Annotated in this window: 23 protein-coding genes and 1 tRNA gene; 18 read left to right on the top strand and 6 right to left on the bottom strand. The window is 56.7% G+C overall.

Annotated features, from left to right (window positions below):
* Nucleotides 1–74 precede the first annotated feature (74 nt).
* From ACZ5K9_RS08440 to pstC, 3 genes are all read right to left on the bottom strand, one after another.
* The gene (locus ACZ5K9_RS08440) at nt 75–1118 is read right to left on the bottom strand and encodes a PstS family phosphate ABC transporter substrate-binding protein (RefSeq protein ID WP_464270895.1); all 1044 of its coding nucleotides are present in this window, start codon (nt 1116–1118) and stop codon (nt 75–77) included.
* A 118-nt stretch (nt 1119–1236) separates the two neighbouring features.
* On the bottom strand, nt 1237–2544 hold the full coding sequence (pstA, locus tag ACZ5K9_RS08435; protein ID WP_464270894.1) for a phosphate ABC transporter permease PstA: 1308 nt from the start codon (nt 2542–2544) through the stop codon (nt 1237–1239).
* Nucleotides 2537–3922, bottom strand: coding sequence for a phosphate ABC transporter permease subunit PstC (pstC, locus tag ACZ5K9_RS08430; protein WP_464270893.1), 1386 nt, complete (start codon nt 3920–3922; stop codon nt 2537–2539). Before pstC ends, pstA begins: the two co-directional genes overlap by 8 nt.
* A 456-nt stretch (nt 3923–4378) precedes the next feature.
* Between pstC and ACZ5K9_RS08425 the strand changes: the two genes are divergently transcribed.
* The 16 genes from ACZ5K9_RS08425 (at nt 4379) to hflX (ending at nt 19710) form a co-directional block, all read left to right on the top strand.
* Nucleotides 4379–5074: a response regulator gene (locus ACZ5K9_RS08425; RefSeq protein ID WP_464270892.1), complete on the top strand. Its 696-nt coding sequence runs from the start codon at nt 4379–4381 to the stop codon at nt 5072–5074.
* Nucleotides 5071–6879: a sensor histidine kinase gene (locus ACZ5K9_RS08420; protein ID WP_464270891.1), complete on the top strand. Its 1809-nt coding sequence runs from the start codon at nt 5071–5073 to the stop codon at nt 6877–6879. The genes ACZ5K9_RS08425 and ACZ5K9_RS08420 overlap by 4 nt, the downstream gene beginning before the upstream one ends.
* Nucleotides 6880–6904: 25 nt before the next feature.
* On the top strand, nt 6905–7564 hold the full coding sequence (gene phoU / locus ACZ5K9_RS08415; RefSeq protein WP_464270890.1) for a phosphate signaling complex protein PhoU: 660 nt from the start codon (nt 6905–6907) through the stop codon (nt 7562–7564).
* A 272-nt stretch (nt 7565–7836) separates the two neighbouring features.
* The gene (locus tag ACZ5K9_RS08410; protein ID WP_123290957.1) at nt 7837–8082 is read left to right on the top strand and encodes a KH domain-containing protein; all 246 of its coding nucleotides are present in this window, start codon (nt 7837–7839) and stop codon (nt 8080–8082) included.
* A 5-nt stretch (nt 8083–8087) separates the two neighbouring features.
* Nucleotides 8088–8375: a hypothetical protein gene (locus ACZ5K9_RS08405; RefSeq protein ID WP_464270889.1), complete on the top strand. Its 288-nt coding sequence runs from the start codon at nt 8088–8090 to the stop codon at nt 8373–8375.
* Nucleotides 8376–8441: 66 nt separating this feature from the next.
* Complete coding sequence (locus ACZ5K9_RS08400) at nt 8442–9476, top strand: DUF72 domain-containing protein (RefSeq protein ID WP_464270888.1); 1035 nt, start codon at nt 8442–8444, stop codon at nt 9474–9476.
* Nucleotides 9473–10261 (top strand): YkgJ family cysteine cluster protein, encoded by a 789-nt coding sequence (locus ACZ5K9_RS08395; protein WP_464270887.1) that lies wholly within the window; start codon nt 9473–9475, stop codon nt 10259–10261. Before ACZ5K9_RS08400 ends, ACZ5K9_RS08395 begins: the two co-directional genes overlap by 4 nt.
* Nucleotides 10262–10361: 100 nt before the next feature.
* Complete coding sequence (locus ACZ5K9_RS08390) at nt 10362–12038, top strand: ASKHA domain-containing protein (protein WP_464270886.1); 1677 nt, start codon at nt 10362–10364, stop codon at nt 12036–12038.
* 3 nt (nt 12039–12041) lie between these two features.
* Nucleotides 12042–12392, top strand: a complete 351-nt coding sequence (locus tag ACZ5K9_RS08385) for a septum formation initiator family protein (RefSeq protein ID WP_464270885.1) — start codon at nt 12042–12044, stop codon at nt 12390–12392.
* Between the two features lie 164 nt (nt 12393–12556).
* Nucleotides 12557–12997, top strand: a complete 441-nt coding sequence (gene rpsF, locus ACZ5K9_RS08380) for a 30S ribosomal protein S6 (protein ID WP_464270884.1) — start codon at nt 12557–12559, stop codon at nt 12995–12997.
* Nucleotides 12998–13061: 64 nt separating this feature from the next.
* On the top strand, nt 13062–13307 hold the full coding sequence (gene rpsR, locus ACZ5K9_RS08375) for a 30S ribosomal protein S18 (protein ID WP_464273947.1): 246 nt from the start codon (nt 13062–13064) through the stop codon (nt 13305–13307).
* Between the two features lie 42 nt (nt 13308–13349).
* Complete coding sequence (locus ACZ5K9_RS08370) at nt 13350–14342, top strand: YybS family protein (RefSeq protein WP_464270883.1); 993 nt, start codon at nt 13350–13352, stop codon at nt 14340–14342.
* 59 nt (nt 14343–14401) lie between these two features.
* Nucleotides 14402–14848, top strand: coding sequence for a 50S ribosomal protein L9 (gene rplI, locus ACZ5K9_RS08365; protein ID WP_464270882.1), 447 nt, complete (start codon nt 14402–14404; stop codon nt 14846–14848).
* Nucleotides 14849–14851: 3 nt separating this feature from the next.
* Complete coding sequence (gene dnaB / locus ACZ5K9_RS08360; RefSeq protein WP_464270881.1) at nt 14852–16201, top strand: replicative DNA helicase; 1350 nt, start codon at nt 14852–14854, stop codon at nt 16199–16201.
* A gap of 54 nt (nt 16202–16255) precedes the next feature.
* The gene (locus tag ACZ5K9_RS08355; protein WP_464270880.1) at nt 16256–17578 is read left to right on the top strand and encodes a phenylacetate--CoA ligase family protein; all 1323 of its coding nucleotides are present in this window, start codon (nt 16256–16258) and stop codon (nt 17576–17578) included.
* Nucleotides 17579–18006: 428 nt separating this feature from the next.
* A complete protein-coding gene (hflX, locus tag ACZ5K9_RS08350) occupies nt 18007–19710 on the top strand; it encodes a GTPase HflX (RefSeq protein ID WP_464270879.1) in 1704 nt (567 codons plus the stop codon).
* Between the two features lie 106 nt (nt 19711–19816).
* Here hflX and ACZ5K9_RS08345 read toward each other — a convergent pair whose 3' ends face one another.
* Nucleotides 19817–20770 (bottom strand): bifunctional riboflavin kinase/FAD synthetase, encoded by a 954-nt coding sequence (locus tag ACZ5K9_RS08345; protein ID WP_464270878.1) that lies wholly within the window; start codon nt 20768–20770, stop codon nt 19817–19819.
* A 107-nt stretch (nt 20771–20877) separates the two neighbouring features.
* Between ACZ5K9_RS08345 and ACZ5K9_RS08340 the strand changes: the two genes are divergently transcribed.
* Together ACZ5K9_RS08340 and ACZ5K9_RS08335 are read left to right on the top strand one after the other, a co-directional pair.
* Nucleotides 20878–20965 (top strand) — tRNA-Leu (locus ACZ5K9_RS08340).
* 427 nt (nt 20966–21392) lie between these two features.
* Nucleotides 21393–23036 carry an AMP-binding protein gene (locus tag ACZ5K9_RS08335; protein WP_464270877.1) on the top strand — a complete coding sequence of 548 codons (1644 nt, stop codon included), beginning with the start codon at nt 21393–21395 and terminating at the stop codon, nt 23034–23036.
* A gap of 952 nt (nt 23037–23988) precedes the next feature.
* Here ACZ5K9_RS08335 and ACZ5K9_RS08330 read toward each other — a convergent pair.
* Both ACZ5K9_RS08330 and ACZ5K9_RS08325 read right to left on the bottom strand, forming a co-directional pair.
* A complete protein-coding gene (locus ACZ5K9_RS08330; RefSeq protein WP_464270876.1) occupies nt 23989–24405 on the bottom strand; it encodes a universal stress protein in 417 nt (138 codons plus the stop codon).
* A gap of 81 nt (nt 24406–24486) precedes the next feature.
* Complete coding sequence (locus ACZ5K9_RS08325) at nt 24487–26259, bottom strand: aldehyde ferredoxin oxidoreductase family protein (protein WP_464270875.1); 1773 nt, start codon at nt 26257–26259, stop codon at nt 24487–24489.
* Nucleotides 26260–26363: the final 104 nt, after the last annotated feature.

Here is a 26363-nt window from a genome sequence, read left to right as displayed (position 1 = left end):
GCAAGAGCCGCTGCATGATGAGGGGCGGGGCCTCCCGCCCCCATCAATCGGGCACGTCAGAGGAGCATGCCTTTTTATTGCACGGCCATGGGTTTCAAAGCGCGAGCCGCATCCCGCATGGCAGACCTTTCCGCCTCGGGCAACGGGATCAAACCCTTGTCGGCCAAGTATCCGTTCGGGCCCCACGCCTTCTCCTCGGTGAACTCCTGAACAAATTCCTTAATTCCAGGAATACTCCCCACGTGAGCCTTTTTCACGTAAAAGAAAAGGGGCCTCGACAGGGGGTACTGCTGTGCGGCGATCGTTTCAAACGTGGGAGCGACGCCGTTGACTTGGGCGCCTTGGATCTTGTCCGTGTTTTGATCCAGAAAGCTGAAGCCAAATACCCCAACAGCATCGGGGTTCGTCATGAGTTTCTGCACGATGAGGTTGTCGTTTTCCCCAGCATCAATCCACGCCCCATCTTCCCGGATGCTGTGCGCCACCTTCCTGAAGGCTTTTTCATCGCTCTTTTTCAACGCCTTCAAGGATTCGATCTCCGACGCCCCTTCTTCCATGGCCAGCTCCAGGAACGCGTCCCGGGTTCCGGACGTGGGAGGAGGACCGAGAACCTCAATTTTCGTCGCCGGCAGAGCAGGATTCACGTCCTTCCATGTCTTATGGGGGTTTTTCACCATCGCTCCGCTGGAATCAGGAATTTGCGCCGCCAAAGCGAGAAAGATGTCTTTTCGGGTAAGCTGGAAGACAGGGGACTTTTTGCTGTTCGCCAAAACGATCCCATCGAATCCGATCTTCACCTCGACGATCTCTTTGACGCCGTTTTGGGCGCAGGCTTCCAACTCGGACTTCTTTATGGCGCGGGACGCATTGCTGATGTCGGGATGTTCCACTCCAACACCGCCGCAGAACAGCTTGAACCCACCGCCCGTACCGGTGGATTCCACCTTGGGCGTTTTGAATCCATAGGCTTTGCCGAACTGTTCGGCCACCGTCGTAGAAAAAGGATACACGGTGGATGAGCCGACGATGGAGATATAATCACGCGCCTGGGCACTCGTGGGCATCTGAAGAGCCCAGATCATGGTAAGGGCGATCATAGCATAAAGCATTCTTTTCATCGTTATCTCTCCCTAAGAAGTTTTCGGGATGTTTGTGGAAACTGCAACATGCCTGGTTGTCACACCTGGAACTGTTTTGATCAGCCCTCTCTGCAGATGATTTCCACCTCCTTTCTTTTTACCATCGCCGCTCAAACCGGTTTCTGAGGTAGACGGCGGCGGCATTCATGGTGATGAGAAACGCCAGCAATACCAGGATGGCCGCCGAGGTCTTTTCCACAAAAGCCCGCTCGGCACTGTCCGCCCACAAATAGACCTGCACAGGAAGGACGGTGGCCGGATCGGTGAATCCCCGAGGGATGTCCACAACGAAGGCCACCATGCCCACCATGAGGAGCGGGGCCGTCTCCCCTAAAGCCCTAGCCATACCGATAATGGTGCCGGTGAGCATGCCGGGCAGAGCCAAAGGCAAGACATGGTGAAATACGGCTTGAATATGCGAGGCCCCGACGCTGAGAGCTGCATCGCGGATGGATGGGGGCACGGCCTGCAGCGACGCCCGCCCTGCAATAATAATGGTGGGTAAGGTCATCAAAGTCAGAACCAATCCGCCAACCAAAGGAGAGGACCGGGGAAGGCCAAGAAAGGAAAGAAAAACGGCCAGCCCCAAAAGCCCAAAGACGATCGAAGGGACGGCCGCCAAGTTGTTGATGTTGACCTCAATGAGGTCGGTCCAGCGGTTTTTCGGGGCGAATTCTTGCAGGTAAACGGCCGCCGCGACACCGATGGGAAAGGAGAGCGCGAGGGTGACAAGAATGGTGTAAAAGGATCCCATCGTCGCCCCCAGAATGCCCGCCAATTCAGGTTCACGGGAATCCCCGGCGGTGAAGAAAGTCTTGTTCCACCGCTTCGCAACGCGTCCTTGGGATTCTAAAGCCTCGATCCAGCGAAGACTGCGATCCCCGAGCCGCCGCTCGGACTCGGGAAGACGCCGATCGACATGGCCCTTGACCACCATGTCCACATCGTCATTGGCCGGGACCCAAATGGGCACCGTCTTCCCGATGAGCGAAGTGTCGCTCAACACCTTTTGGCGAACCTCGGCACCGGCCCCGGAACTCACCAGGCTGTGCAGTTCTCTTTTCTCTTGTCTTCCTTGAGCGTCGGGAAACATCGCCTCCAAGCTGTTCTTCACCAACCTTTGATAGTCCGCCCGATCCAAGTTCCCCACATGGACGACGTCAGGATCCACGTAGAGATCCAAGAGGATGGCCGTCTGCCGAAATGCTGTGACACCCTTGGAGACAATGTCCACGAACATGATGGCCAGAAAGGTGAGGGCACAAACTACGGCGCCCACACCCAACATTCGGAATCTCTTTTCCGCTCGGTAGCGCTTCTGGAGTCCCGCCTGAACTATGGTGATCGTGCGAGACACCGGGGGCGTCCTCGGAGGCATGGGAATGTGTTCGGCCTGCTTATTCATATTGTTCTCGATACCTTCGCACCACATAAAGGGCGATGATGTTGAGAATCAAGGTGATGACAAAAAGGACCAAGCCCAAAGCAAACGCCGCCAAAGTCTTCGGACTGTCGAACTCCTGGTCTCCCACAAGCAGGGTCACAATCTGCACGGTCACGGTCGTTACGGCGGACAAAGGATTCAGCGTGAGGTTCGCGGCCAAGCCTGCGGCCATGACCACGATCATGGTTTCGCCGATGGCCCGAGACACCCCGAGCAGCACCCCGCCCACGATGCCCGGCAAAGCCGCCGGTAGGACCACCATTTTGACGGTCTCCGAGCGGGTGGCCCCCAAGGCCAATGACCCGTCTCGCAGATCATTGGGAACGGCGTTGATCACGTCGTCCGATAGAGAAGAAATAAAGGGTATGATCATGATGCCCATAACCAGGCCTGCCGCCAAGGCGCTTTCCGAGGCCACAGACAAGCCCAAAGTGTCGCCGACACGCCTAAGAAAAGGGCCGACAGTCAATGCGGCAAAAAAACCGTACACCACCGTAGGAATGCCAGCCAAAATCTCTAAGATCGGCTTGACAAGGGCTCGGACTTTTCTTGGAGCATATTCACTCAGGTAGACCGCCGAAAACAGCCCCAGGGGCACGGCAACACTCATGGCAATTGCGGCAATGAGAAGCGTCCCCGTGAAGACCGGCACCATTCCGAAAGCCCCCGAAGCTCCCACCTGATCCGCCCGAATCGCCATCTGGGGGCTCCATTTCAGGCCAAAGAAAAATTCCCACCACGGAACCAGCCGGAAAAAACGCAGGGTCTCAAAAAGAACGGAGAACACAATGCCGATGGTGGTAAAAACGGCGATGGTGGACGCCACCATGAGAAAGACCCGGATGACCTTTTCCACTTGATTCCGGGCGCGAAAGCTTGCGGTGATCCTTCGGTAGCCTATCTGAAGCCCAATACCGGCAAAGCTCAGGACAGCGACCCAGAGCGCCGTGGTCGCCAGGGACTGAAGCCTTCGGTAATGTTGCGCCGCCGCCAGAACGTCCGAATCGGCCTGCGCCGCAACCATGCCACCTTTGGCTATGTTCTTGATATCGTTCAACAGCAGACCGACACGATCCGCAGGCAAATGCCGATAGGCTTCGGGCAGATACCGCAAGACCCACTGATCCAGGACCACAGGTTCCGTGAATAGCCAGAAAAGGTAGAGCAGGAAGGCCGGGACGCCGCACCATAACGCCACATAGGCCCCGTGGTAGTGAGGTCTGGAGGCCAGTGCCTTAGAGGAAATCCGTCCGCTGGCGAGAGAGAGCGCGCGACGGCGCCCCAGAATGAACGCCGCCGAACTCAAGGTAAGGAGCACAAGAAGAATCATGCCGTACATAAAACTGCTCCAAGTATCCCTTTGTGACGCTTTTTCGAAACGCCCGCCGAGATGGCCGCGACCTAGCCCTCGCGGGTGACCGCCATCCCCTTCCCATGGCAAGGACAACGTAGAGGGATCTTGTGAACGTGAGGTTACCGGTATGTGACATTCCGGTTACAATGCTTCTGTTGGGCTTACAGTCTGGAGATTCAAAGCAATTCCAAACGACGGAAAGGGCTGTCACACAAATGTCACAGAGTCATCATGTGTCTGTGACACAGGTTGCCTTTCATGCCAAGTGGCTGATTTGTGCCACTTTTGCGCGTGGTGACAGCATGCATGTCAAGGTTTGAGGAGGGGCTGCCCGGGGATGGACCCCACACCGGGGAACAGCACCCTGTGTCCCTGCCCAAGCGGCTGCCTGAGGCCGAACTGTAGGAAATGGCACAGGAATACACCTTTGTGGAGGCGTTCGTGGCACGAGGAAGAATCCTGATCGTTGAGGACGATAAGGACATCCTGAATTTGGTGGCTTGGCACCTTAAGGCTTCGGACTATGAGGTCCTCAAAGCGGAAGATGGGGTGTCCGGACTGGATATCGTCATGCGGGAAAAGCCGGATCTCGTCATCTTGGACCTCATGCTCCCCGGGATGGACGGGCTTGAGGTGTGTAAGGCTCTGAAGCGCAACAAAGACACCGCGACCATCCCGATTATTATGCTCACGGCTCGAGGAGAAGAGGCCGACCGGATTGTCGGCCTGGAGCTGGGGAGTGACGATTACGTGGTCAAACCTTTCAGTCCTCGAGAGCTGGTGCTTCGAGTTCAGGCCGTGATGCGCCGGGCGGCAGGGCCTTCGGCGACACATGACTCTCTCGCAGTGGAGGGTCTCACGGTGGATCTTCAAGCCCACCGGGTCTGGGTCGATAACGAAGAAGTGCCGCTGACTGCGACGGAATTCAAACTGCTTGTGGAACTCATGTCCAACAAGGGGCGCGTCTTGTCCCGCGATCGGCTCTTGGATCGAGTTTGGGGCTATCAATTTGAGGGTTATGCCCGCACGGTGGATACCCACATTCGACGCCTTCGCTTGAAGCTTGGAGATTACGCCGGCTATGTGGAAACCATCCGAGGCGTCGGCTATCGTTTTCGGGAACGGAGTGGGCCATGAAACCGATGACCGTGAGGACTCGGCTGCTTCTTTCCTTTTGGATCGTTCTTTTGGTGTGCATTGCAGCTCCCCTCAGCTACCTTCACCACCAGCTCCATCAGGTTCTTTTGGACGACTCCAGGCAGCGAATCCACCAGAACCTGTCTTTCGTGATCTGGTCTTTAAAGAACCGCGAGCCGTTTCAATGGTTGAGTGACCTCGACGAATGGTGCACCCAGGCCGGGGCCCTTCTCGGCCTCCGCATCACCTATGTCGCTCAGGGAGGGCGCGTGGTCGCCGACAGCGACGTTCCTTACGACAAACTCGGCTTTATGGAAGACCACTGGAATCGCCCGGAAGTCCTGGAAGCCCGAAAAAACGGGTTTGGATTCAGTGTCCGCAGGAGCGACACCTTGCGCAAGGATCTGATTTACGGCGCCATGCCTGTCTCGGGTATCCCGAATCTTCCTCCGGGCGTAGTGCGCATAGCCGTGCCGATGTCACAAATTAAGGAAAAGCTCGACCAGCAGCGCTATCATTTGGGGGCGATCCTTGGGCTGTCTTTTATCGTTACAGGAATTCTTGCCTTCGTGCTTTCACGGCTGATGGAAAAGCCCTTGACCCCTTTGCTGGAGATGGTGCGGGCCATGGGACGCCGTGAACGTTACCGTTTAAGGCCAAGCGGCTATCCCACTCTGGACGCCCTCGGGGAAGCCCTGAGGGAAACCGCCGCCCAGATCGAATCTCAGCTCAAGAAACTCGAGGATCAAGGTGCCCGACTGAACGCCATTCTGGAAGGCATGAAAGAAGGGGTTTTGCTGCTCGACGCCGAAGGGCGGATTCAAGCCGCCAATCGGGCGGCGCTTCACATCCAGAGAAGCGCCAAATCCCCGTTGGGGTTGAAACCGTTGGAGGTTTACCTCAATGCGGACCTGCAAAAGGCGTGTGACCAGGTCTTGGGGGGCCGCGATGCCGTGCACATGGAGATCACCCTCGACTCGGACCGTTATTTCGACGTCCATGTCGTCTCCCTCCGCAGCCCCAGTGTCGCCGCAGGGGCCGTGGTTGTCCTTCATGACATTACGGAACTGAAACGCCTGGCCAGGATTCGGCGTGACTTCGTGGCCAACGTGTCACACGAACTGCGCACCCCGCTCACGGCCGTCAAAGGCTACGCCGAAACCCTGCTGGAAAGTCCATGCGCACAAGACGATGAATCTAAAATGTTTATTGAGACGATCTTGCGAAAAGCGAACCACATGACGCGCATGGTCAACGACCTGTTGACGCTGACGCGACTGGAAAGCCAGCCGCCCCATATTCCTGAAGAGGTTGTGGACGCAACCTCGGCCGTCGGGGCGGCCATCGAAACGTGTCTTCCCGAAGCGCGTAAGAAAGACATGCCGATTCAAAACCTCCTTCCCGCCCAACCCCTTTGGGTGCGCGCCGAGCGAGACCAATTGGTGCAGGTTTTCCAAAATCTGCTGGATAACGCCGTACGCTACAGCCACCCCTCGACACCGATCCGGATTCGAGCGGAATTGAGGCAGGAAACGGTTCTTTTCACCGTCGAAGACGAAGGACCCGGCATCCCTTCAGAACACCAGTCTCGCGTCTTTGAACGCTTTTACCGCGTTGACAGACAAAGAGAGAGTTCCACGGGAAGCACCGGTCTTGGACTTGCGATCTGTCGGCATATCGTGCAGAACATGGGAGGACGGATTTGGGTGGAGAGCCCGGTGCGGGGGACAGATCGAGGGGCGGCGTTTCTGTTTACGTTGAGGCGGGCCGCTGAGCCGGAGTTCCGGGAAACCCCTGGAAACTGAACCAGACTCTTGAGGAGCCGAAACAATGAAGTCTCATTTTATCCGGCAGATGGAAGAACTGAGAATGTCCCTTTTGGAGATGGCGTCCCTTACAGAAAAAGCCATGCAGAAAGCCCTTCACGCCTTCAAAACCCGAGATGAAAATCTGGCCTCGCAGGTCATTGAGGGGGACCACGCCGTCAACCAGATGGAGATGAAGATCGACCATCTCTGCCTGTCCTTGCTGGCTCTGGAACAGCCCGTCGCCAAAGACCTCCGTTTCATTATCGGAGCGCTGCGGATGAGCATCGATTTGGAGCGCATTGCAGATCAAGCGGTCAACATCGCTCAGAGGGCTCAATTCCTCGCCCAAAGGCCCCCTTTGGGGTTTATCCCCGAACTGGACGCCTTGGCGGAAACCGCCATGGACATGCTGCGGGTGGCCATCGATTCCTTCGCCCGTCAGAACGTAACCCAAGCCTACGATGTGTGCCAAATGGACGACGAAGCCGATGAACTCAACGACAAAGTCCTCCGACGCATGATCGACCTCATGGTCAGCGAAAGTCGGGGCATTGAAAGAGCGGTGCAAACCATCATTACCGCCCGGTGTTTGGAGCGGGTCGCAGATCAGACGACGAATATCGCTGAAACCGTTATTTTCATCGTTCAGGGGGTGAACATCAAACATCGGTGTGAGTCCTGAAAAAACCTTCCCTGCGACACAAAGGCTTCAGCAGCCCTGTTGTTCTCTTCCCTTGACAGGGTGCTATGGATTCTCTAGAGTGCGAAGGTGTTGTGAATCCATGGTGCCATTATCCATAGCCTCTTCTCAAAACCCCTGGCCAGCGATAGATGGAGACGTCGCACAATCTGAGCCGTTGAGCGAAGTCTCTCCAAGAAGGAATTTGTGAACTCTTTTGGCATGCTGGGCGTTCTTTTCTACATTCCATGGTCACGGAAGCGGGGGGAACTTTCATGGGTGACAGTGAGATCAAGAATTTGGTGGAATACATCGCTCGTGCTCTGGCGGAATATCCCGATAAGGTTCAGGTGCGTGAAATCAACGGACACCAACTTTCGGTCATTGAATTGAGGGCCGCGAAGGAGGATCTCGGCAAGATCATCGGCAAAGAAGGTCGGAACGCTCACGCGATCAGGACGATCATGAATGCTGCGGCCACGAAGCTGCGCAAAAGGGCCGTGCTGGAAATTTTGGAATAGTGATCATGCCTTCTGCCGGAGTGGAGTCGGACAGGACCAAGCCGACGTGTTTTGGGAATGCCGATCGGGTGTGTCCTCGAAACGAAGAGGGCTTTATCGAACCCCAGGCGGACTGCCTTCGATGTGAGCACGTGCGCGCGTGTCTTCAAGCCGCCTTGGCTGCGGAAGGGACGCTGAAAGCCGCCGAGGTGGAATCCGTGGAGCCGGAAAGTTCGATCGCCCGATTCCTCAGACGTTGGTCAGAAAGAAAGCGCACCGCTACCCGCCCGCACGAACGACCAGGGACGTCTTGACCCTACGGGCGAAGAATTCTGCTCCCCGAAGTTCGTTCGCACCGGAACACTTCCGAGGACGCGGACATGAACGCCGATCTCTCAGATCCGGCTGCTCGGTTCTTTTTCCGTGATCTCCATCCGCAGCTGCTCCTCGGGACCGCCAGTGACCGCTATGGCGGATGGATCGGTCAAATTTACACGGCATCCCGTTATGAAGGTCGGCTGACCCAAAGAACCCAGCGGGTCGGCACGGAGACGTTCACCTCCCCGATGCTGCCTGTGGAGAGCGTTCGTGAATATTTTGAACATTTTCCTGCGCTCGAGCTGGATTTCACTTTCTATAGTCTTTTGTTGACCCCGGACGGCACGCCCACCGACAGCCATCGAACATTGTCCCAGTATGCGAAACACCTGCCTCCACACGCTCGGGTGCTCCTCAAGGTCCCCCAAAAGGTGTGCGCCTTTCGGCTGTGGACGGGTCGGGATGCCACCGATAATCCCAGCTTTCTCGACCCGGATGTGTTCCGATCCTTCTTTTACGAACCGGTCGTCGATCTTTTGGGCGAACGCATTGCCGCGTTCATCTTCGAGCAGGAGTATCATCGGAAAGCGGATCGCATGGATCCCGCACATCTCGCCCACCGCCTAGACGCCTTTTTCCATGAAATCCCGAAAGATTCCCGCTATCACTTTGAATTCAGAACAGATAGCTACCTCCGCGAGCCGGTGTTTCAGGTTCTGGACAAACATGGCGTTGGCCAGGTGCTGTCCCATTGGACGTGGCTGCCCTCCCTGTTGGCTCAATGGCAGCGTTCGGGGAGACGCTGTTTCAGTGCATCCCGGTTAGTGGTTCTGCGACTGCTCACCCCGAGAGGCATGCGCTATGAAGAGGCGTACGCCCGAGCACACCCTTTCGACCGCTTGGTGGAAGAGATGATCCAGCCGAACCTTTTTCGGGATACGGCAGAAATCGTCGCACGAGGCATCCAAGAAGGGCTTACGGTATGCGTCATTATCAACAACCGGGCAGGAGGCAATGCACCATTGCTGGCCCGGCAATTGGTGATGACCCTTCGGGAACGTTCTGTGCTCTCAGCGTCTGGGGTGACAACGCCGTGAAAACACTGCGGACCCAAACCCCTCTTGAATTCAGCCGGCTACCGGCGTCGGTTCAGAACACCCTCAAACACTACGACCATCGGGTGACAACCCTCTTGCGCCAAGCTTTGGACGCTATCATCCCCTCGGCTTGGGAAAAGGACAGGTCGCTACCTAAAGTTTTCCTGTCCTCTCTCGACAAAGCTTTCTTGGTCTATGATCAGTCCCTTCGGATTGTTCTCAGCCACCTTCGCCACTCCGGCTGGACCGTGACGTGCGAGCCGGGATGCAGCCACTGTTGCACCCAATTGCCGTCGGGACTGACGGGTGTAGAAATCCTCTGGCTTTACCAAGGGACGGTCACCACGGGTGTTCTGGATCGCATGTTCCGCAGGTGCTTGGAGAGGATGGAACTATGGGAAGAAATCCGCCGATGGGATGGTGTCGAACCCACGACCGTCCCATTGGATCAAAAGCTGGAGGGATGCCTGAGTCGGTACCACAGACTCAACGTGCCATGCCCTTTCCTGGATGCGGGGCTGTGCGGGCTCTATCGATATCGGCCGCTGGCCTGCCGAATCCATTTCAGCCTGTCCCCGCGGCATTGGTGCCGCACCGACCACTTTCAGCATGCCCACGCCGTAAGGTTCAACCTAGAACCCAGCGTACAGGTCATGGAGGCGTTGGAACACCTCGATCAGGCTCTCGGGCTGGAGATCTCCGATTTGTTGGTGTGCGGCTTTGTCGAATATGTGGTGAACGTCATGGCTTTCCGCCCCATTCAATGGATGGAAAATCCGCATTGAAGACACTGCCCGACTCTGATAGGAGGCTGACGGCAAGACACTCAAGATGGTACGGCGGCTCCGCTTTCTCCCATAAAGAAGACAATTCAAGGGGATAGAAATGTTGCGTGGCACCGTGAAGTCGGAGAAAGGCCAAGAGAGTCCACGAAACGACTCGAGGAAACAGCAAAGAAGCACGCTCGAGCTGACCCCAAACAGGGAGATCCTCCCCGAGTGGCTCTCCTTTGACCCGTTGGTGGTGCGCCGGGTGGTGAAAGCCCCTCCACCTTCCTTGGATGACAATACGGCCGATCTGGACCGTCTTCGTCGATCGCTACGCCAGATGGGCTATGACCCGATCCGGCTTCCGCCGGCAGAGCTGGCCACCTACGCACGGCGTTTTCGCCAGGGTGATTTTTCTGCAACGGCCGTTTTAGGTGACACGGGCTACGGTTGGGAACTGATCGAACTCTTCCCAGGGACTTCGACCTCCCCGGTTTTGGGGGCGGCGGTTGACGTGGGCACCACTCAGATCGCTTTCTATCTTGTGGATTTGACTACCGGAAAACTCCTGGACCGGTTATCGGTCCCCAACCCCCAAATCCCATACGGGGAAGATATTCTGGCCCGGATCGTTTTCGCCTCCAACCCGGACGCTCTGGCCTTGATGCAGAAACTGCTGATCGAAACGTGCAACGAAACGCTTTCACTCCTCGTCGTCAAACACGGATTTCAGCCGTCCCAGATCTACGCCGTCACCGTGGTGGGCAACACGACCATGACCCATTTCTTTTTGGGCTTAGACCCCTCGCACATTTGCAAGGAGCCCTACATCCCGGTGGCCAACACCTTTCCGGTCTTCCACGGCGCGGACATGAAGCTGGCCATGCACCCAAGGGGTCTCCTGGTGGTGTTTCCTAACGTGGGATCTTACTTCGGCGGCGATGTCATCGCCGGCATTCTGGCAACAGGCATGCACCGGCGCGACGAGGTGTGCCTTCTCGTGGACGTGGGAACCAACGCCGAGGTCGTGCTGGGCAACAAGGACTGGCTCGTCGCCTGCGCCGGCGCCGCCGGACCTGCCTTGGAAGGGGGTGTGGTGGAACGGGGCATGATGGCTCAGGTTGGAGCCATCGATTGGGTGCGAATTGATCCCGAGAGCCTTGAGCTCGTCTATCACGTCATCGGAGAGGAAAAGCCCAAAGGGATCTGTGGCTCCGGGCTCATTGATCTCATCGCAGAAATGTTTATGGCAGGCATCTTGACCATTCAAGGCAAGATCAACACAAAGATTTCCAACCCGCGCATCGTCACCACGGATCATGGACCGGCCTATGTTGTCGCATGGAAAGGGGAAACCGCCGACGGCCGGGACCTGACGGTTTCCGAAATCGACATCGGCATCCTGTTAAAATCCAAAGCCGCCATGTATACGATTCTCAACCTGATCACAAGAAAGGTGGGGCTGAGCGTCCATGACATTCAGCGGTTTTTCGTGGCCGGCACCTTCGGCAGCCACATCGATCCGGTCATGGCCATTCGTATCGGCATGCTCCCGGACTTACCTTTGGAAACTTATCAGGGGTTGGGAAACACGGCAGGGCGCGGCGCCGCCATGATGCTGCTGGATCGCAGCCTTCTTTCGGAAATGGAGGTTGTTCGACAGCGGATCACCTACGTGGAACTGAACGTCAATGTGGAGCTCATGTACGAATTCCGCGGGGCGACCTTTTTACCCCACACGGACCCGAAACTTTTTCCCTCCGTCACCATCCATCCTCGAGCCATGGGGGTTTAGGCAATGGTTCGTTGGGATTGGCACTATATGATCGGACGCTGGGGAGCGCTCATCTTGGTTTCCTTGTTCGCCGCCGTCGATCTTCTCCTGTTCCACGCGGTCTTTTTGTCTCCAAAAGGTCTTCAGGGATTCCAGAACAAACGCCGCCAGGTCGCCTCCCTTCAGCAGCGGGTTACGGACGTGCGCAAAGAAACCCAACAGCTTTACCTTCAAACCCAACGTTTCAAGGAAGATCCGATCTATGCCGAACGATTCCTGCGCTTGAACCTCGACCTTATACGGGACAATGAAATCCTCATTCAATTCACTCCCGCCCAAGTCCGTCCGCCCGCCCCCTCGCCCCCCCGCAAGTGATCCCACGTTCTGTGGGCCGAACCCATGTCTTTTGACTGCTTAAGGTACCATCCAAAGGCCTTGACGCCTTTTCCGGCTGTGGTAGTCGAAGCAGTTCCGAACCACCATACTCCTTGCTCCGCCAAACGAGGCGGGGCTTTAAACCCGAAAGGAGGATTTCTTCCATGCAACTGCGCAAGTACGAGTCGTTTTTCATTGTGGACCCCGATCTGCCCGAAGACGCCTACCAGGGTGTCGCTCAGAAATACCGAGGCGTTGTGGAATCGGGCGGGGGCACGGTACTTACCTATGCTCCCTGGGGGAAAAAGAAGCTCGCCTACCCGGTCAAAAAAAGGTCCTACGGCTATTACGTCTTGATGGAATTTGCCTCAGGGCCGGACTTGATCGCCGAGCTGGAGCGCAACATGCGCATTGACGAACGGGTGCTCAAATTCATCACCGTGAAATTGGATGATGAATTTGATCCGGAAAAGGAAAAAGACAGAGAACGTCCCGTTCCGGTGCCGCCGGCCGATGATGAGGAGGAATCGCCGCCGCGGTTCGCCGGCGTCACGGACGAGGAAGAAGAGGAAGAAGTGGACGAAGAAGGCGAGGACGAGGAATAGCGGCCTCTCTTGCAGGATAGGTGTGGTCCTCAGCATTTTTTAGATAAAGGAGTGGAACGTGGCCATCAAAAGGAAACGAAGGAGAAGGGTTTTTCGACGCCGTCGTGTGTGCCGGTTCTGCGCGGACAGCAGTCTGCGGATCGATTATAAGGACGCAAAGATGCTGCGCTATTTCTTGACCGAACGCGGGAAGATCATCCCCCGGCGCATCTCGGACAACTGTGCGAAGCATCAACGAGAACTGACGCTGGCCATCAAGCGGGCACGCCAAATGGCGTTGCTGCCTTATACGGTGGACCATTCCATTTAAAAGTCCTTGTCGAGTCGCAAATGACGGCAAAGGCCACCTGAGATGTGGACAGAAACAGGCCGGCAAAATACCACCGGAGGGGGCCCGCAAACTGAAGGGCTCGGGGAGCTTCTCGCAGGGATCGGACTCAGCGTGGGGATGTTTCTCATCCTCGCTTTCATCCCCATCACCGGGGTGATGGCAGGAGTGATCATCCCCGTGCCCTCTTTGATCAGTGTGTATCGGTTCGGAAGCCCTTTGGGATACATGGTTCCCGGAAGTTCTGCCCTGGTCAGCGGAACCCTCGCCCTATGGATGAAGATCCCCCAGACGGTGCTGTATTTCGTCGAACTGCTTCTGCTCGGAACTCTGTTGGGATATGGTATGCGGAAGGGATGGTCCGTGACACGGACTGTGGCCGACGCCGTGATCAAGGTTTTTGCCTTCGGAGCCCTGGTTTTCTGGTGGACCCATCGTGACGCCGACGGGGGCCTTTGGGAACATCTGGAAACCCAGCTCCGCACGTTTGTTGTGGCATTCTTTGAGCAGACCGGGTCGGAGGGGACCCAAGGCGCGAGCCTTCCCAAGGACGTCGAGCTCTGGATCGCTCTTCTGGCACGCCTCTTTCCCGGTGTGGCCATGGGAACGACGATCATCTGCGCCTGGTTCACTCTGTTCCTCGGGAGCAAAGCCCTTCATCGACGGGGTTTCCCATTGCCGTCATGGCCCTCCTGGCAATTGTGGAGCGCACCTGAACCATTGGTCTGGGGGGTCATTGCCGCGGGGTTTCTCCTGCTGGTCCCTCCCTTCTGGGCAAAAGTGGCCGGCGCCAACGGACTCATCGCCCTCGGCACGGTGTACCTGCTTCAAGGTGTGGCCATTACCGCCTATTACTTCGGCCGATGGCGCGTGCCCAAACTGGTGCAGTCTCTGAGTTACGCGCTGATCTTCCTGCAGCAACTCGTGAGCCTTGCCGTAGCGCTCATGGGTTTTTTCGACACGTGGTTCGACTTTCGGGGCCTGAAAAAGAAAGCCGATGCGCCGTCACCCTTGTGACCGGCGCTCAACATTTCCACAATGGAGAATCGACGGGTCATACCATCAAGGAGTGCACGATGAAAGTGATTCTTACGGAAAACATTCCAAATCTGGGACAAATCGGAGACATCGTCAAGGTGGCTCCAGGATATGGCCGTAATTATTTGCTTCCCAAGGGATTAGCCCTGGAGGCGTCCAGCGCCAAAGTTCGTGAATTGGAACACCACAAGCGCGTGCTGGCCCAGAAAAAAGAGCGTGTCCGCCAACAAATGCTCTCCGTGGCGGAAAAGCTCAACGGCACAACGCTCACCTTCACGCGCAAGGTCATTGAAGAGGATAAGCTCTACGGCTCCGTGAACGCCGCGGACATCCATAAAGCTTTGCAGCACCAAGGGTTCGATGTGGACAAGCGCTTCATCCTGTTGGACCAGCCGATCAAGCAACTCGGCCAATGCACCGTGCCCATCAAGGTGGATGCCGACATTACCGCCCACATCACCGTTGTGGTCAGCAAGGAAGAATGATGCATGGACGGGCTCCCCGACGAGCTCAAAAGAATCCCTCCGCACCAGATCGACGCGGAACAATCCTTGATCGGAGGGCTTCTTGTCGACAACAACGGTTTGCCCACGGCGCTGGAAATCCTCCGAGGCGACGAATTCTATCGTGACGCCCACCGCATCATTTTTCGAGCCATCCAGGAGCTCTTCGAACGCAACGAGCCGGTGGACCTGGTCACCGTCGCCGATCTGCTGCACCAAAAAGACGAACTGGAAACCGTCGGCGGGACCGCGTATTTGGCCTCGCTGACGGAACTGGTGCCGTCAGCGGCCAATGTGGCCGCTTACGCTAAAATCGTCAGTGAAAAAGCCGTCTTGCGCCGCCTCATCCAGGTCTCCGGGGAGATCATGTCCTGGTGTTACGGACCTGGGAAAAATGCGGAAGAAGTCTTGGACCGCGCCGAAGCCGCAATTTTCGCCCTTACTGAACGGCGCATCCGCAGTTCGTACTCCCTCATCAAGGACGTGGTCAAGCAGAGCATTGGAACCATCGAAGCGCTCCAGGAACGCCGCGAGATGGTGACCGGCGTGCCGACCCATTTCACGGAGCTGGACAAGCTGACTTCAGGGCTTCAACCCTCGGATCTCATTATTATTGCGGCACGGCCCAGCATGGGAAAGACGGCTTTTGCTTTGAATATCGTCCGGAACGCCGCCAAGAAAAGCGGGGTGCCCTGCGCGTTTTTTTCCCTGGAAATGAGCAAGGAACAGCTGGCCATGCGGCTCCTGTGCGCTGAAGCCCGCGTAGATTCTCAAAAGGTCCGCACAGGGTTCCTCGGCCAAAACGATATTGTGAGGCTCCTTTCCGCCGCGGGAACTTTTATGGATACCCCCATCTTCGTGGACGACACGCCGGCCATTTCGACGCTGGAGCTGCGTGCCAAGGCACGACGGCTCAAGACGGAGCACAACATTGGTCTCGTGGTGGTGGATTATTTGCAACTGATGCGGAGTCGCGAGCAGTCGGAGAGGCGCGAACTGGAAATTTCCGATATTTCAAGGTCCTTGAAGGCACTGGCAAAGGAATTGAACGTTCCGGTCGTGGCACTGTCTCAGCTGAACCGGAAAGTGGAAGAACGTCATGACAAGCGCCCCCAATTGGCGGACCTCAGGGAATCCGGCGCCATTGAACAGGACGCGGACGTGATTGTGTTCATCTACCGGGATGAAGTCTACAACCCGGACAGCAAGGACAAAGGCACGGCGGAAATTCACGTGGGCAAGCAGCGAAACGGTCCTACGGGCCGCGTTAGACTGGCGTTTGTCAGCAGCTACACCCGGTTCGAAGACTTGGCGCTGCACGAAGAGTCCGCATAGGAAGCCGGGACCTCTGCGCATTGACGTGAGTATTTTCATCGAGAGAGCCGAACAATGCAGACACCCCTGAGCTCTTCTTACTGGAACCCTGACATGGAAGGTTTGTCCCGGGAAGCTTTGGAACAGCTTCAATTGGAACGGTTGCGGGAAACTCTGGAGCGGGCCGCTAAGGCGCCCTTTTATCAAAACACACTGGGCAAAGACCCATGGCGCCGCATTCGGAAGCTCGCCGACATCAGAGATCTGCCCGTGACCACCAAGGATGATCTTCGCCGGGCCTACCCCTACGGATTTTTGACCGTACCCCGGGATCGCCTCATCCGCCTCCATGTTTCTTCAGGCACCACGGGGCAGGCCACCGCCGTGTTCTACACCCGACAAGATGTGGACACCTGGGCCGAACTCATGGCCCGGTGTTTGTTCATGACCGGAGCCCGCCCCGGGGATGTGTTCCAAAATCTTTCCGGCTACGGTCTCTTTACGGGAGGATTGGGATTTCATTACGGCGCGGAACGCCTGGGAATGCTCACCATACCTGCGGGAGCGGGGAACAGCAAACGGCAGATCCAGCTCATGCGCGACTTTTCCACCACCGTCGTGCACATTATTCCCAGTTACGCTTTGCGCCTCATGGACGTCATGACCGAAATGGGCGTGGATCCCCAAAAAGATCTTAAGCTGCGGATTGCCTACCTTGGCGCCGAACCGTACTCGGAAGAGGTGCGCCGTCGGGTGGAAGCCTTCTATGGCGTCCGGGTGTTCAACAGTTACGGTCTTTCCGAGATGAACGGCCCGGGCGTGGCGTTTGAATGCGTTTATCAAAACGGGCTCCACATCTGGGAGGACGCCTACCTTGTGGAGCTCCTGGATCCCAAGACTTTAGAACCCGTTCCCGAGGGCGAGCTGGGGGAACTCGTCCTCACGACCCTGAATCGGGAAGGCATGCCACTGATCCGTTACCGCACCAAGGACCTCACCCGTCTTTTGCCGGGACACTGCCAATGCGGCCGGGCTCACCGACGATTGGACCGCATCCAAGGCCGCTCCGACGATATGTTCATTCTTAAAGGCGTCAACATTTTCCCGGTCCAGGTGGAACAGGTCCTCATGGCCATTCCTGAAGTCGGCAATAATTACCGCATCGTTTTGGATCGGCAGGAAAACGTGGATGTGATGACCGTGGAGGTCGAGGTCACCGACAAAATCTTTGTGGAAGACATGCGCCGGCTTCAGACCATCCAAAAGAAGATCGCCAAGGAATTAAAAAGCGAACTGCTGGTCACTCCGGAAGTCAAACTGGTGGAACCCAACGGCCTGCCCAAGAATGAGGGGAAAGCTGTGCGTCTGCTCGATCGACGGAATCCTTACGCCGGTTGAAAAGGGTTGCGAAAATGGGGCATCCTTGGGAGGTTCTGGCCCAACCTGGCTTAACCACAGATCGCAGCCCATGGATGGGCATCGGGGGAGATACAGGGCCGACGGGCACGACGGACGATAGCTTTGGGAAGTCTCCGGTGCGGGGTCGCAATGGCTGCCGCCCCACAGAGCCGCGGGAGCCCGGGCCATGCATGGAGCCCCATGAGCCTCCCGCCGCCGCGGCACGGACATTCCGCGAAATTGCACGCACACTGCGGGTGTGAATGATTTTTTTCCTGGGATTCTCCGGTTAAAATAAAACCACTTCAAACATGCGACGGATGCTCATTTAATCCCATCCTTTCAAGGGATGTCCTCTGGAGGCGAGACACACAGGAGGATCAACCATCTCGAAAATCTACGGAGACATCACAGGTCTGAAAAAGCAGGTGCGAAAGCGCCTGGAAAACTTTACCCGACGGCGTTCCTTGCCTCGCGACGTCATTTCCCCGGATCTGGCTCGGGACCTGGCTCGCGTGTCTTTCGAAAGCGGGCGCCAAATCGGCCTGATGATCGGACGGGACGGTGCCGTGGAAATGGTCCTCGTCGGGGATTCTCGATCCATCTACATCCCGGATCTTCCCAAATCCCGCGCCGGCCGGTGGCGGTTGCGCGGGCTCCGTTTTGTGCACACGCACCTGCGGGAGGAACCGCTCACCCAGGACGACCTCATGGATTTGGTGTTTCTGCGCCTGGACTGCATCGGGGTCGTGCGGGTGGATCTCCACGGAGGGGCGAAAGACCTGGAGATAGCCCACATTCTTCCCACATCGGGAGCGGCGGAACCAGCTTGGCGGGTGCTCCCGCCCACGCCGTGTGCAGAGCCGGCTCTGGATTTCCTTCAGTTCGTTCAATCCTTGGAAGAAGAACTGGAACGAGGGCGACAGTCCTATGCAGCGGCCGAGGCCAGGGACCGGGCGATTCTCGTGAGTGTGACTACCGAAGATCGCGAATCCGCGGAAACGTCTCTGGAGGAACTGAAGGAACTGGCACGCAGTGCCGGCATCAGCGTCGCAGACACCATCATCCAGCGGCAGCGTCAGGCCAATCCGAAGTATCTCATCGGAAAAGGCAAACTCAGTGAGATCATCGTCCGAGCTCTCCAATGCGGTGTGGATCTTCTGATCTTCGACCAAGATCTCAATCCTTCCCAAATCCGATCCATCACCGACACCACGGAGTTGCGTGTCATCGACCGCACCCAGCTCATCCTGGACATATTCGCTCAAAGAGCCCAGAGCCGAGAGGGAAAACTTCAGGTGGAAATCGCCCAACTGAAGTATCTATTGCCTCGATTGGGCGTGAAAGACGACGCCTTGTCGCGACTGCGGGGCGGTATCGGTGTGCGCGGTCCGGGAGAAACCAAGCTGGAGATCAACCGGCGACGCATCAAAGACCGGATCGCTCACTTGGAAAGGCAGTTGCACCAGATTCGAAAAGACCGTTCCCAGCGCCGGGCCAAGCGGCTTCGTCAGACCCTGCCCATTCTGTCCATCGTGGGCTATACGAACGCAGGAAAATCCACGCTCCTCAATACCCTGACCCATAGTCGAGTATGGGCTGAGGATCAATTATTCGCTACCTTGGACCCAACCACCAGACGCCTTCGCTTTCCTAGAGATGTGGAAGTCATCGTGACGGATACGGTGGGGTTCATCAGAAATCTTCCGCAAAATCTTCTCGATGCCTTCGCCGCTACGCTGGAGGAACTCAACGACGCGGATCTCCTCCTCCACGTTGTGGACATCAGCAACCCTCACTACGAAGAACAAATGGCGTCTGTGGATCTGGTTTTGGAAAAGTTGGGCTTGGACCGTAAGCCCACGGTTCTGGTCTTCAACAAAATCGACAAGACGGACGCAGAAACTCTTGCACGGGCTCTGCGCCGTTACGATGCCGTCGCCATATCCGCCATCGACCGAAGCACCCTCATGCCCTTGATTGAAGTGCTTCAGCATAAGGTAGAAAATTTCCTACCTGTGGAAAGCGGGATGAACGGAGAACAACCCGGAGTTCCCGCGCCGCCGTCTCCGGTCTCCCAAGGGGAAGGGGATTCGCTTGAAAGCCTCGCTTCGGAAGGAATGCGGGCTTAAAACAAGACCGGCTCAGGGCGTCTGCTGCTGCGGCCTGAGCCCGGTATGTGGCTTGAGTGAAAATCTGAAGGATCCCGCCCGAACGGGCGGCGCTCGATCTCCGGCATTATCCGGACGCGGCGAGGGCCATGGGCTTTCTGACGGCTAGAATGTGCCGTACGGTTTCCACGTCCTGGCGGATCTGGGCAACGAGAGCTTCAGGGCCCGGGAAACGCCTTTCGTCTCGAATGCGCTCCATAAAACGAACGGCAATTTCTTTGCCGTACAAATCACCATCGAAATCCAATACGTGGACTTCCAGAGACGGGGTCGGATCGCCGAAGGTGGGATTCCAGCCGAAATTGGCCGCACCCATATGTTCTTTGCCGTCGATATCCACTTCCACGGCATAGACTCCGGGCTTGGGAGGCACTTGCTTTTGGATGTCCAGGTTGGCCGTTGGGAACCCCAGGAGCCGCCCCCGTTCTCGGCCTTTGACGACGCGGCCGACAATCTCGTAAGGGCGTCCCAAAAGGCGTTCCGCCTCGTGGAGTTCCCCATTTCGAATGAGTTGGCGGATGGCGGTGCTGCTCACCACGGTCCCGTCCAGTTCAATGCCGGACACCATCTCCACCTGAAAACCGTATCGGGCGCCCAGTTCCCTCAGCAGGCGAATGTCCCCTTCACGGTTCCTGCCGAAGCGGTAGTCGTAGCCGACGACGAGCCCCTTGATGCCGATACGGTCCACAAGGAGATCCTTGACAAAGTCATGCGCGGAAATTTGGGCGAAATCCTTGCTGAAAGGAATGACGATGGTCACGTCGATTCCTTCGGCTTCGATAAGCTCCAGTTTCTTGCCGTGGGATGTGATGAAATCCGGCCCTCGAGACGGCGCCAACACCTGCAGAGGATGAGGGTCGAAGGTCATGACCACCGATTGCCCGCCCAGTTTCTTTGCCCAATCCACGACTCGCTGAAACAAGACTTTATGACCGCGATGAACTCCGTCGAAGTTGCCGATGGTCATCACGGGTTTCACGAGGGGCTTTTGAATCTCTTCCAAGCTCCGAATCACCTTCATCGCTACCCTGCGAACCTCCGGTTTCACCACAAATTGCCCTTGACAGCTGAAGGCTTTTACCATAGTTTATCCGCGCTTCCAAGGCAACGCCTTTTTTGAATGATAATGCCGAAGTGGCGGAATTGGTAGACGCGCTAGATTCAGGATCTAGTGGGCAATAGGCCTGTCGGGGTTCGAGTCCCCGCTTCGGCACCAGAAAATGACCGCAGCCCAAGGGGCGTGCGGTTTTTGATTTTTTTGATGGTCCCCAAACGCCCCCCACTTCCATCGTCCGATATAGCAGGCCGTGGTTCACCCGTTCTGGTCTTTCGCCCGTGGTCGTTCCACCGCTCCCATGGAGCGTTTCCCCTTATCCCGGAAGAGAAGGCGTTCATCTTGCTTTCTAGATAGCTTCCAAGAAGCTGGGAAAACGCTGGGCATGGCCTCATGCCGGTGGAGCCGAGCACAGATGTTCTGGAGTGCGGTGACGACCACTCTTACAGGATGCAGCACTCGGGCAAAGTTTTGTTTCCATATTTTGGAAACCGTTGACTCCCTGTATTTTTGGAACGACACTCGCCCATATTCGGTGGTTGTGGATTTAGTGCAGTTTCCATCCCTTTCAAAGACAAGGAGCTCCCCGATGGCCATGACGAACATGAACCCACACGAGGCAATTCACTCATGGATGGAAGAGTACGGTGGAGTCGGGCTTTCCGCAGCCCATTTCCTCTGTGATCGGCACGCTCGGATCCCCGAAAAAATTGCACTGTTCTACGAGGATGAACAAGGACAGGCATCAAAATGGACTTTCAAGGAATTTCAGGAGCTTTCCTCCAGAATGGCCGGATTCCTGAGTTCCCTCGGTGTTAAAAAGGGGGATCGGGTGGCAGCTCTCCTTCCCAAGACGCCGGAATTGTTTATCACCACTCTTGCCGTCTGGCGTTTGGGGGCTGTGTATGTTCCGCTTTTCACGGCATTCGGCCCTGATGCCATCGATTACCGCATCGGTGACAGCACCACCCGGGTGATCATCACGAATGCCATGCATCGGCCCAAACTGAATGAGACCTCAAGTTACGCCGCGGGCCGGTTGGAGGTGATCACCATCGCTGATGAGAAGGGGAGAGGAATCGAAAAGGGTGACCACAGTTTCTGGCACGAACTGGAGCGAGCTCAGCCGATTGTCCATCCCACACCTGTAGACGGGAACGACATGATGATCATGCTCTACACCTCGGGCACGACCGGGAGCCCCAAAGGTGTGGAGGTGCCCGTGAAAGCGCTGGCATCCTTTCAGGCCTACATGGAGTTCGGGCTGGACATTCGTGAAGACGACATGTACTGGAATATGGCTGATCCCGGATGGGCTTACGGACTGTATTACAACCTGGTCGGGCCCCTGCTCGTGGGTAAATCCACCCTGTTTTTCAATGCGCCTTTCAACCCCGCCAATGTCTATCGGATACTGAGCAAATACCAGGTGACCAATTTTGCATCAGCCCCGACGGCTTATCGGGCCCTCAAAGCGGGGGGAGATAAGCTGGCGAAACAGTATCCCGTTCAGCTGAGAGTTGCTTCCAGTGCAGGCGAGCCGCTCAACCCAGAAGTCATCGATTGGAGCGAGAAAATCTGGGGCATTCCCATACACGATCATTTCGGACAAACCGAATTGGGGATGGTTGCTAACAATCATCACCGGTCCGACTTGAAACGGCCGATCAAAAAGGGCTCCATGGGCCAATCCATGCCAGGTTTTCGCATGGTCGTGCTGGACGATCAAGGCCAAGAGGCGGGCCCGGGACAAGAAGGCATGTTTGCCGTGGACGTGGAAAACTCTCCCTTGTTTTGGTTTCGTGGATATTGGAAAGACCCCAAAAGAACGCAAGAAAAGTTCTTGGGCGGCGGCAGATACTGCGCGGCCGGGGACACGGTCAGCATGGATGAGGAGGGCTATTTTTACTTTAGCGGGCGATCGGATGACATCATCCTGTCTGCCGGCTATAGGATCGGACCTTTTGAAGTCGAAAGCGCCCTGATGAAGCATCCTGATGTGGCTGAAGCCGCAGTGGTCGGCAAACCGGACGAACTGCGCGGGGAAGCCATTAAAGCCTACGTGGCATTAAAACCCGGTGCCACTGCGAGCGAGACACTGGCCGAGGAACTGAAAGCCTTCGTCAAAAAGCACCTGGCGGCTCATCAAGCGCCGCGTGAAATCGAGTTCGTGGCCCAGCTCCCCAAAACCCCCAGTGGAAAGATCCAGAGGTTCCTCCTACGCCGGAGCTAACCGCGTGCCCGACCCTCACAAACGGGGGTCGGGCCATGCCCAATCGCCATACGCTCCGCCACGCTTCCCCTCTGGTTTTTCCCCATTTCCGAAACCTGAAAAGATGTGCAGGATTATGCAGCTTCCTCGGATGGGATCCACCCGGGGCACGTCCGATGCCCCGGGCAAGGAATCACTGTGCTTTTCCATAGATCTCCGACCCGGGAGATCATTTCCGGCTTTCTCAACAACCCGGCTCGCCATGATGCCCGCAGCAGCTCTTGCCCGTCTTGAGCTTAATCCAGTTGTTTCGTAACCAAAGGCGAATCTTGGTCGTCCAGGGCATAGGGACAGACAAGTTGGAGAGGAATGCTTTCAAGCTTGGCATGTCGTATCTCCCAAGATTGCGATTCCATTTCGAGACCGACCATTTCGAATCATCTGAGCGTGGAAAGATGCTCGGCCTGCCCATGTCGATCGGCGGTCATGCGCATCCTGACATGGATATAACACCTTGAAGGCTTGGTCTCCAAACACAGGTCCCCTCGGCCATTCAACAGCGGATGGTCCGGGTATACCTAGATCCTCTGTGACTCCACAGCCTCTCCGATCTGAAGATCCCACGGCGACTTCGGCCGAAAGAGAAATAAAATCCGGCATCGCCCCCCGTGAAGACAACGGACCATTCACCGAGGCACGATGCCGTTAACTGTAGGATCAGGCGCAGCAAAAACCGGCGGGCTTCGCCCCGTGACGGAAAAAGCAATAAGGAATTGGCCGCGACCCAGTCGGAGTGGAGTTCACTTTGGAGCAGGTTCGTCCGTGGAGGTTGATCCCAGGCTTTTCGAAATAACCAGCAGCGGTGAGCCCTTTTAGTCAAATCGTGGTCATTGCCAACGTGACCACGGCACCGTCTTGGGGCAATAAACCGACTTAAAAGACAAAAGGTGTTTCTGGACGCATTCCCCTTCTGTCACTTTACGCTCACCACCGGGCAGGGAGCGTTGAGAATCACAAACCGTGCGGTGGATCCGAAGATGAGTTTTCCTACTTGAGACCGGCGTCGGACCCCGATAATGATTTCGTGGACGCCCTGCTCCTCGGCGAATCGCACCAAGTCTTCACCCGGGGAAAATCCTCGGATCAAGAGGTGAGTTCGGCATGGAATGCCCGCTTCGCGAAAAAGAGTCTCCGCATGCTGCAAGCCATCCCATGCGCCGTCGATTTCTTCTTGAGAGGTGGCTTGCCCCCCATGAAGGGACCAGGCCACATCCACCTCGGCCTGAAAATGTCGGGCATGGAACAAAGCGACGTCCAAAGCTTCTTTGGCCGTTCTCGTCCCATCGTAGCCCACGAGAATCTTGAAAGGTCGCGTGCTGTTTCGGGTCATGACCTGTTCCTCAGTGCCTCCTGCTGCGCATGCCCCTTGACCATAGGATCTCCCAAATCCTGCGGATTCACGGGTGAAAGCTCAAGGGACGATTTGTCCGGAAGACGAGGGTGGCACCCCTAGAGGGTTCCATCCTCGAAGGCGGTAATAGTCTTGGACAAGCCGGTTGATCTCTTCGGCGGTCAGGCGACGGCCATCTTCCAAGGGCTCCTCGAGCAGCCTCCGGGGAAGGCGATCGTCTGCAGCAGTGAGCCCTTCCCGCAGGTTAAACCACCGGGTGCTATCGACCACGAAGGATGCAATCCTTTGGAGGTCGACTTTTTCCACACGTTCCCCTGTGGTCAATGCAACAATTTTGGCAAGCTCTTCCCACGGATAAAAATCTCTGTAAAACCGGCACAGGATAAGGCAGTCAAACAGGGTGCACCGGTCCTCAAAATCCAGAAACAGTTCGGCTTTGCCCTCAATCTGTTTGGGATCGATCAACCCTGCCAGTTCGGCTTTGTAAAAGGTGGACCGCAAATGACAAGCACCGCGCCCGCTCACCGCATAGGCCAGCCCCATGCCTTTCAGGGCTCGAGGGTCATAACCCGCGGGCTCCAGACCCTTGACATGCACGGCCAGATCCTCCAGACCCAGCTCCGCAGCCGCTGTCCGAATGCCTTGGGCGAGCAGATCCCCAATACCATCCCGTTTTGCAACTTTTTCGATCAGTTCGGCGATACCGTCCACGTCGCCGTAGTCGAGTCGTTCCCGGATCTTCCCCCGTCGAGATGCTTCGATGGCAAAAGCTGCCATGTTACCCGCCGTGATGGTGTCCACCCCCAACCGATCGCAGAGATCGTTGAGGTGGGCGATTTCGTCAAGGGCGCCGATTTCGCATAACCCCCCGAAAGCATAGATGGTTTCATATTCAGGGCCTTCAATCTTCAGACCTTTGTGACGTCCCTCTTGGATTTCCATATATTTTCCGCATCCCATAAAGCACGTGCGGCACGCCTTCGGTCTCGCCCCAAATCGATCGACAAGGATTTCCGCACTGATCTTTCGCCAGTGCTCAAAAGTGCCCTTGGACCAGTAGCGCGTCGGGAAACCGCCGACCGTGTTTAAGAGGGCGACCATCATGGGGGTGCCGTGGGTGCGGTAAGCCTGGGTGGCCTTATGATCCTTGAACTTTGTGACTGTTTCCTTGGCGTAGGCTTTGATGCCTTCTTCGTCGGCCACCGGTCGGGAGATGCCGCCGTGAAACACTACGGCTTTGATTTTTTTGGACCCAAGGACGGCCCCCATGCCGCAGCGGCCGGCCGACCGCCAATAGTCGTTTTCCATAAGCGCGTAGCGGACCAAGTTCTCCCCCGCAGGGCCGATGACGACAGCACCGGCTTGGTCGCTCGCGGCTCGATCCAGTACCGCATCTTCTGTCTCGAAGGTCTCTTTTCCCCATAAGTCCGAGGCGTCGTGGAAACGGACTTCTGACTCGGTCACTTCAAGCCACACAGGGGTCGAGGACGCTCCTTCGATGACAATGGCGTCATAGCCCGTGCGACTCATGGGAATGGCCGCTTTGCCTCCGGAGTAGGATTCCCCGTAGAATCCCGTCAGGGGAGATTTGGAATAGACGCCGTGGCGGCACGATCCATAGATTGGCGTATCCACAGCCGGACCGAGGGCAAAGATCAGGCAATTTTCCGGCGATAACGGATCGACCCCCGCGGGCGTTCTCTGAAGAAGCAGTTGTGTGGCCAGCCCCTTTCCCCCCAAGGTGCGGCGGAGAAGAGTATCGTCCAGCGGGACCGCGTTCCAGCGACGGGCCCCGACGTCAATCACCAGATATCGCCCGAAAAACCCCTTCATATGCCCCCCTCTCGTCGTGTGGACACTCTTTGCGGCCGTCTTGGAGCCCACAAAACCTGACTTTCCTGGATGTGAAGGCCCTGGGCGGTGTCAAGGCAACCTCC

The organism is Desulfosoma profundi (assembly GCF_055387865.1).
Note: the sequence above shows the minus strand (reverse complement) of the source record. Positions and strands in the feature narration are given on the sequence as shown.

Excerpts from the sequence above, each read along its gene's own strand:
- ACZ5K9_RS08420 (WP_464270891.1), top strand. The coding sequence starts at position 5,071 with ATGAAACCGATGACCGTGAGGACTCGGCTGCTTCTTTCCTTTTGGATC.
- pstC (WP_464270893.1), bottom strand. The coding sequence starts at position 3,922 with ATGTACGGCATGATTCTTCTTGTGCTCCTTACCTTGAGTTCGGCGGCG.
- ACZ5K9_RS08355 (WP_464270880.1), top strand. The coding sequence starts at position 16,256 with ATGCAGACACCCCTGAGCTCTTCTTACTGGAACCCTGACATGGAAGGT.
- ACZ5K9_RS08385 (WP_464270885.1), top strand. The coding sequence starts at position 12,042 with ATGGTTCGTTGGGATTGGCACTATATGATCGGACGCTGGGGAGCGCTC.
- ACZ5K9_RS08405 (WP_464270889.1), top strand. The coding sequence starts at position 8,088 with ATGCCTTCTGCCGGAGTGGAGTCGGACAGGACCAAGCCGACGTGTTTT.
- ACZ5K9_RS08370 (WP_464270883.1), top strand. The coding sequence starts at position 13,350 with ATGTGGACAGAAACAGGCCGGCAAAATACCACCGGAGGGGGCCCGCAA.
- rpsF (WP_464270884.1), top strand. The coding sequence starts at position 12,557 with ATGCAACTGCGCAAGTACGAGTCGTTTTTCATTGTGGACCCCGATCTG.
- phoU (WP_464270890.1), top strand. The coding sequence starts at position 6,905 with ATGAAGTCTCATTTTATCCGGCAGATGGAAGAACTGAGAATGTCCCTT.
- ACZ5K9_RS08345 (WP_464270878.1), bottom strand. The coding sequence starts at position 20,770 with ATGAAGGTGATTCGGAGCTTGGAAGAGATTCAAAAGCCCCTCGTGAAA.
- ACZ5K9_RS08400 (WP_464270888.1), top strand. The coding sequence starts at position 8,442 with ATGAACGCCGATCTCTCAGATCCGGCTGCTCGGTTCTTTTTCCGTGAT.
- ACZ5K9_RS08390 (WP_464270886.1), top strand. The coding sequence starts at position 10,362 with ATGTTGCGTGGCACCGTGAAGTCGGAGAAAGGCCAAGAGAGTCCACGA.
- rplI (WP_464270882.1), top strand. The coding sequence starts at position 14,402 with ATGAAAGTGATTCTTACGGAAAACATTCCAAATCTGGGACAAATCGGA.
- ACZ5K9_RS08330 (WP_464270876.1), bottom strand. The coding sequence starts at position 24,405 with ATGACCCGAAACAGCACGCGACCTTTCAAGATTCTCGTGGGCTACGAT.
- dnaB (WP_464270881.1), top strand. The coding sequence starts at position 14,852 with ATGGACGGGCTCCCCGACGAGCTCAAAAGAATCCCTCCGCACCAGATC.
- pstA (WP_464270894.1), bottom strand. The coding sequence starts at position 2,544 with ATGAATAAGCAGGCCGAACACATTCCCATGCCTCCGAGGACGCCCCCG.
- ACZ5K9_RS08325 (WP_464270875.1), bottom strand. The coding sequence starts at position 26,259 with ATGAAGGGGTTTTTCGGGCGATATCTGGTGATTGACGTCGGGGCCCGT.
- ACZ5K9_RS08410 (WP_123290957.1), top strand. The coding sequence starts at position 7,837 with ATGGGTGACAGTGAGATCAAGAATTTGGTGGAATACATCGCTCGTGCT.
- ACZ5K9_RS08335 (WP_464270877.1), top strand. The coding sequence starts at position 21,393 with ATGGCCATGACGAACATGAACCCACACGAGGCAATTCACTCATGGATG.
- ACZ5K9_RS08440 (WP_464270895.1), bottom strand. The coding sequence starts at position 1,118 with ATGAAAAGAATGCTTTATGCTATGATCGCCCTTACCATGATCTGGGCT.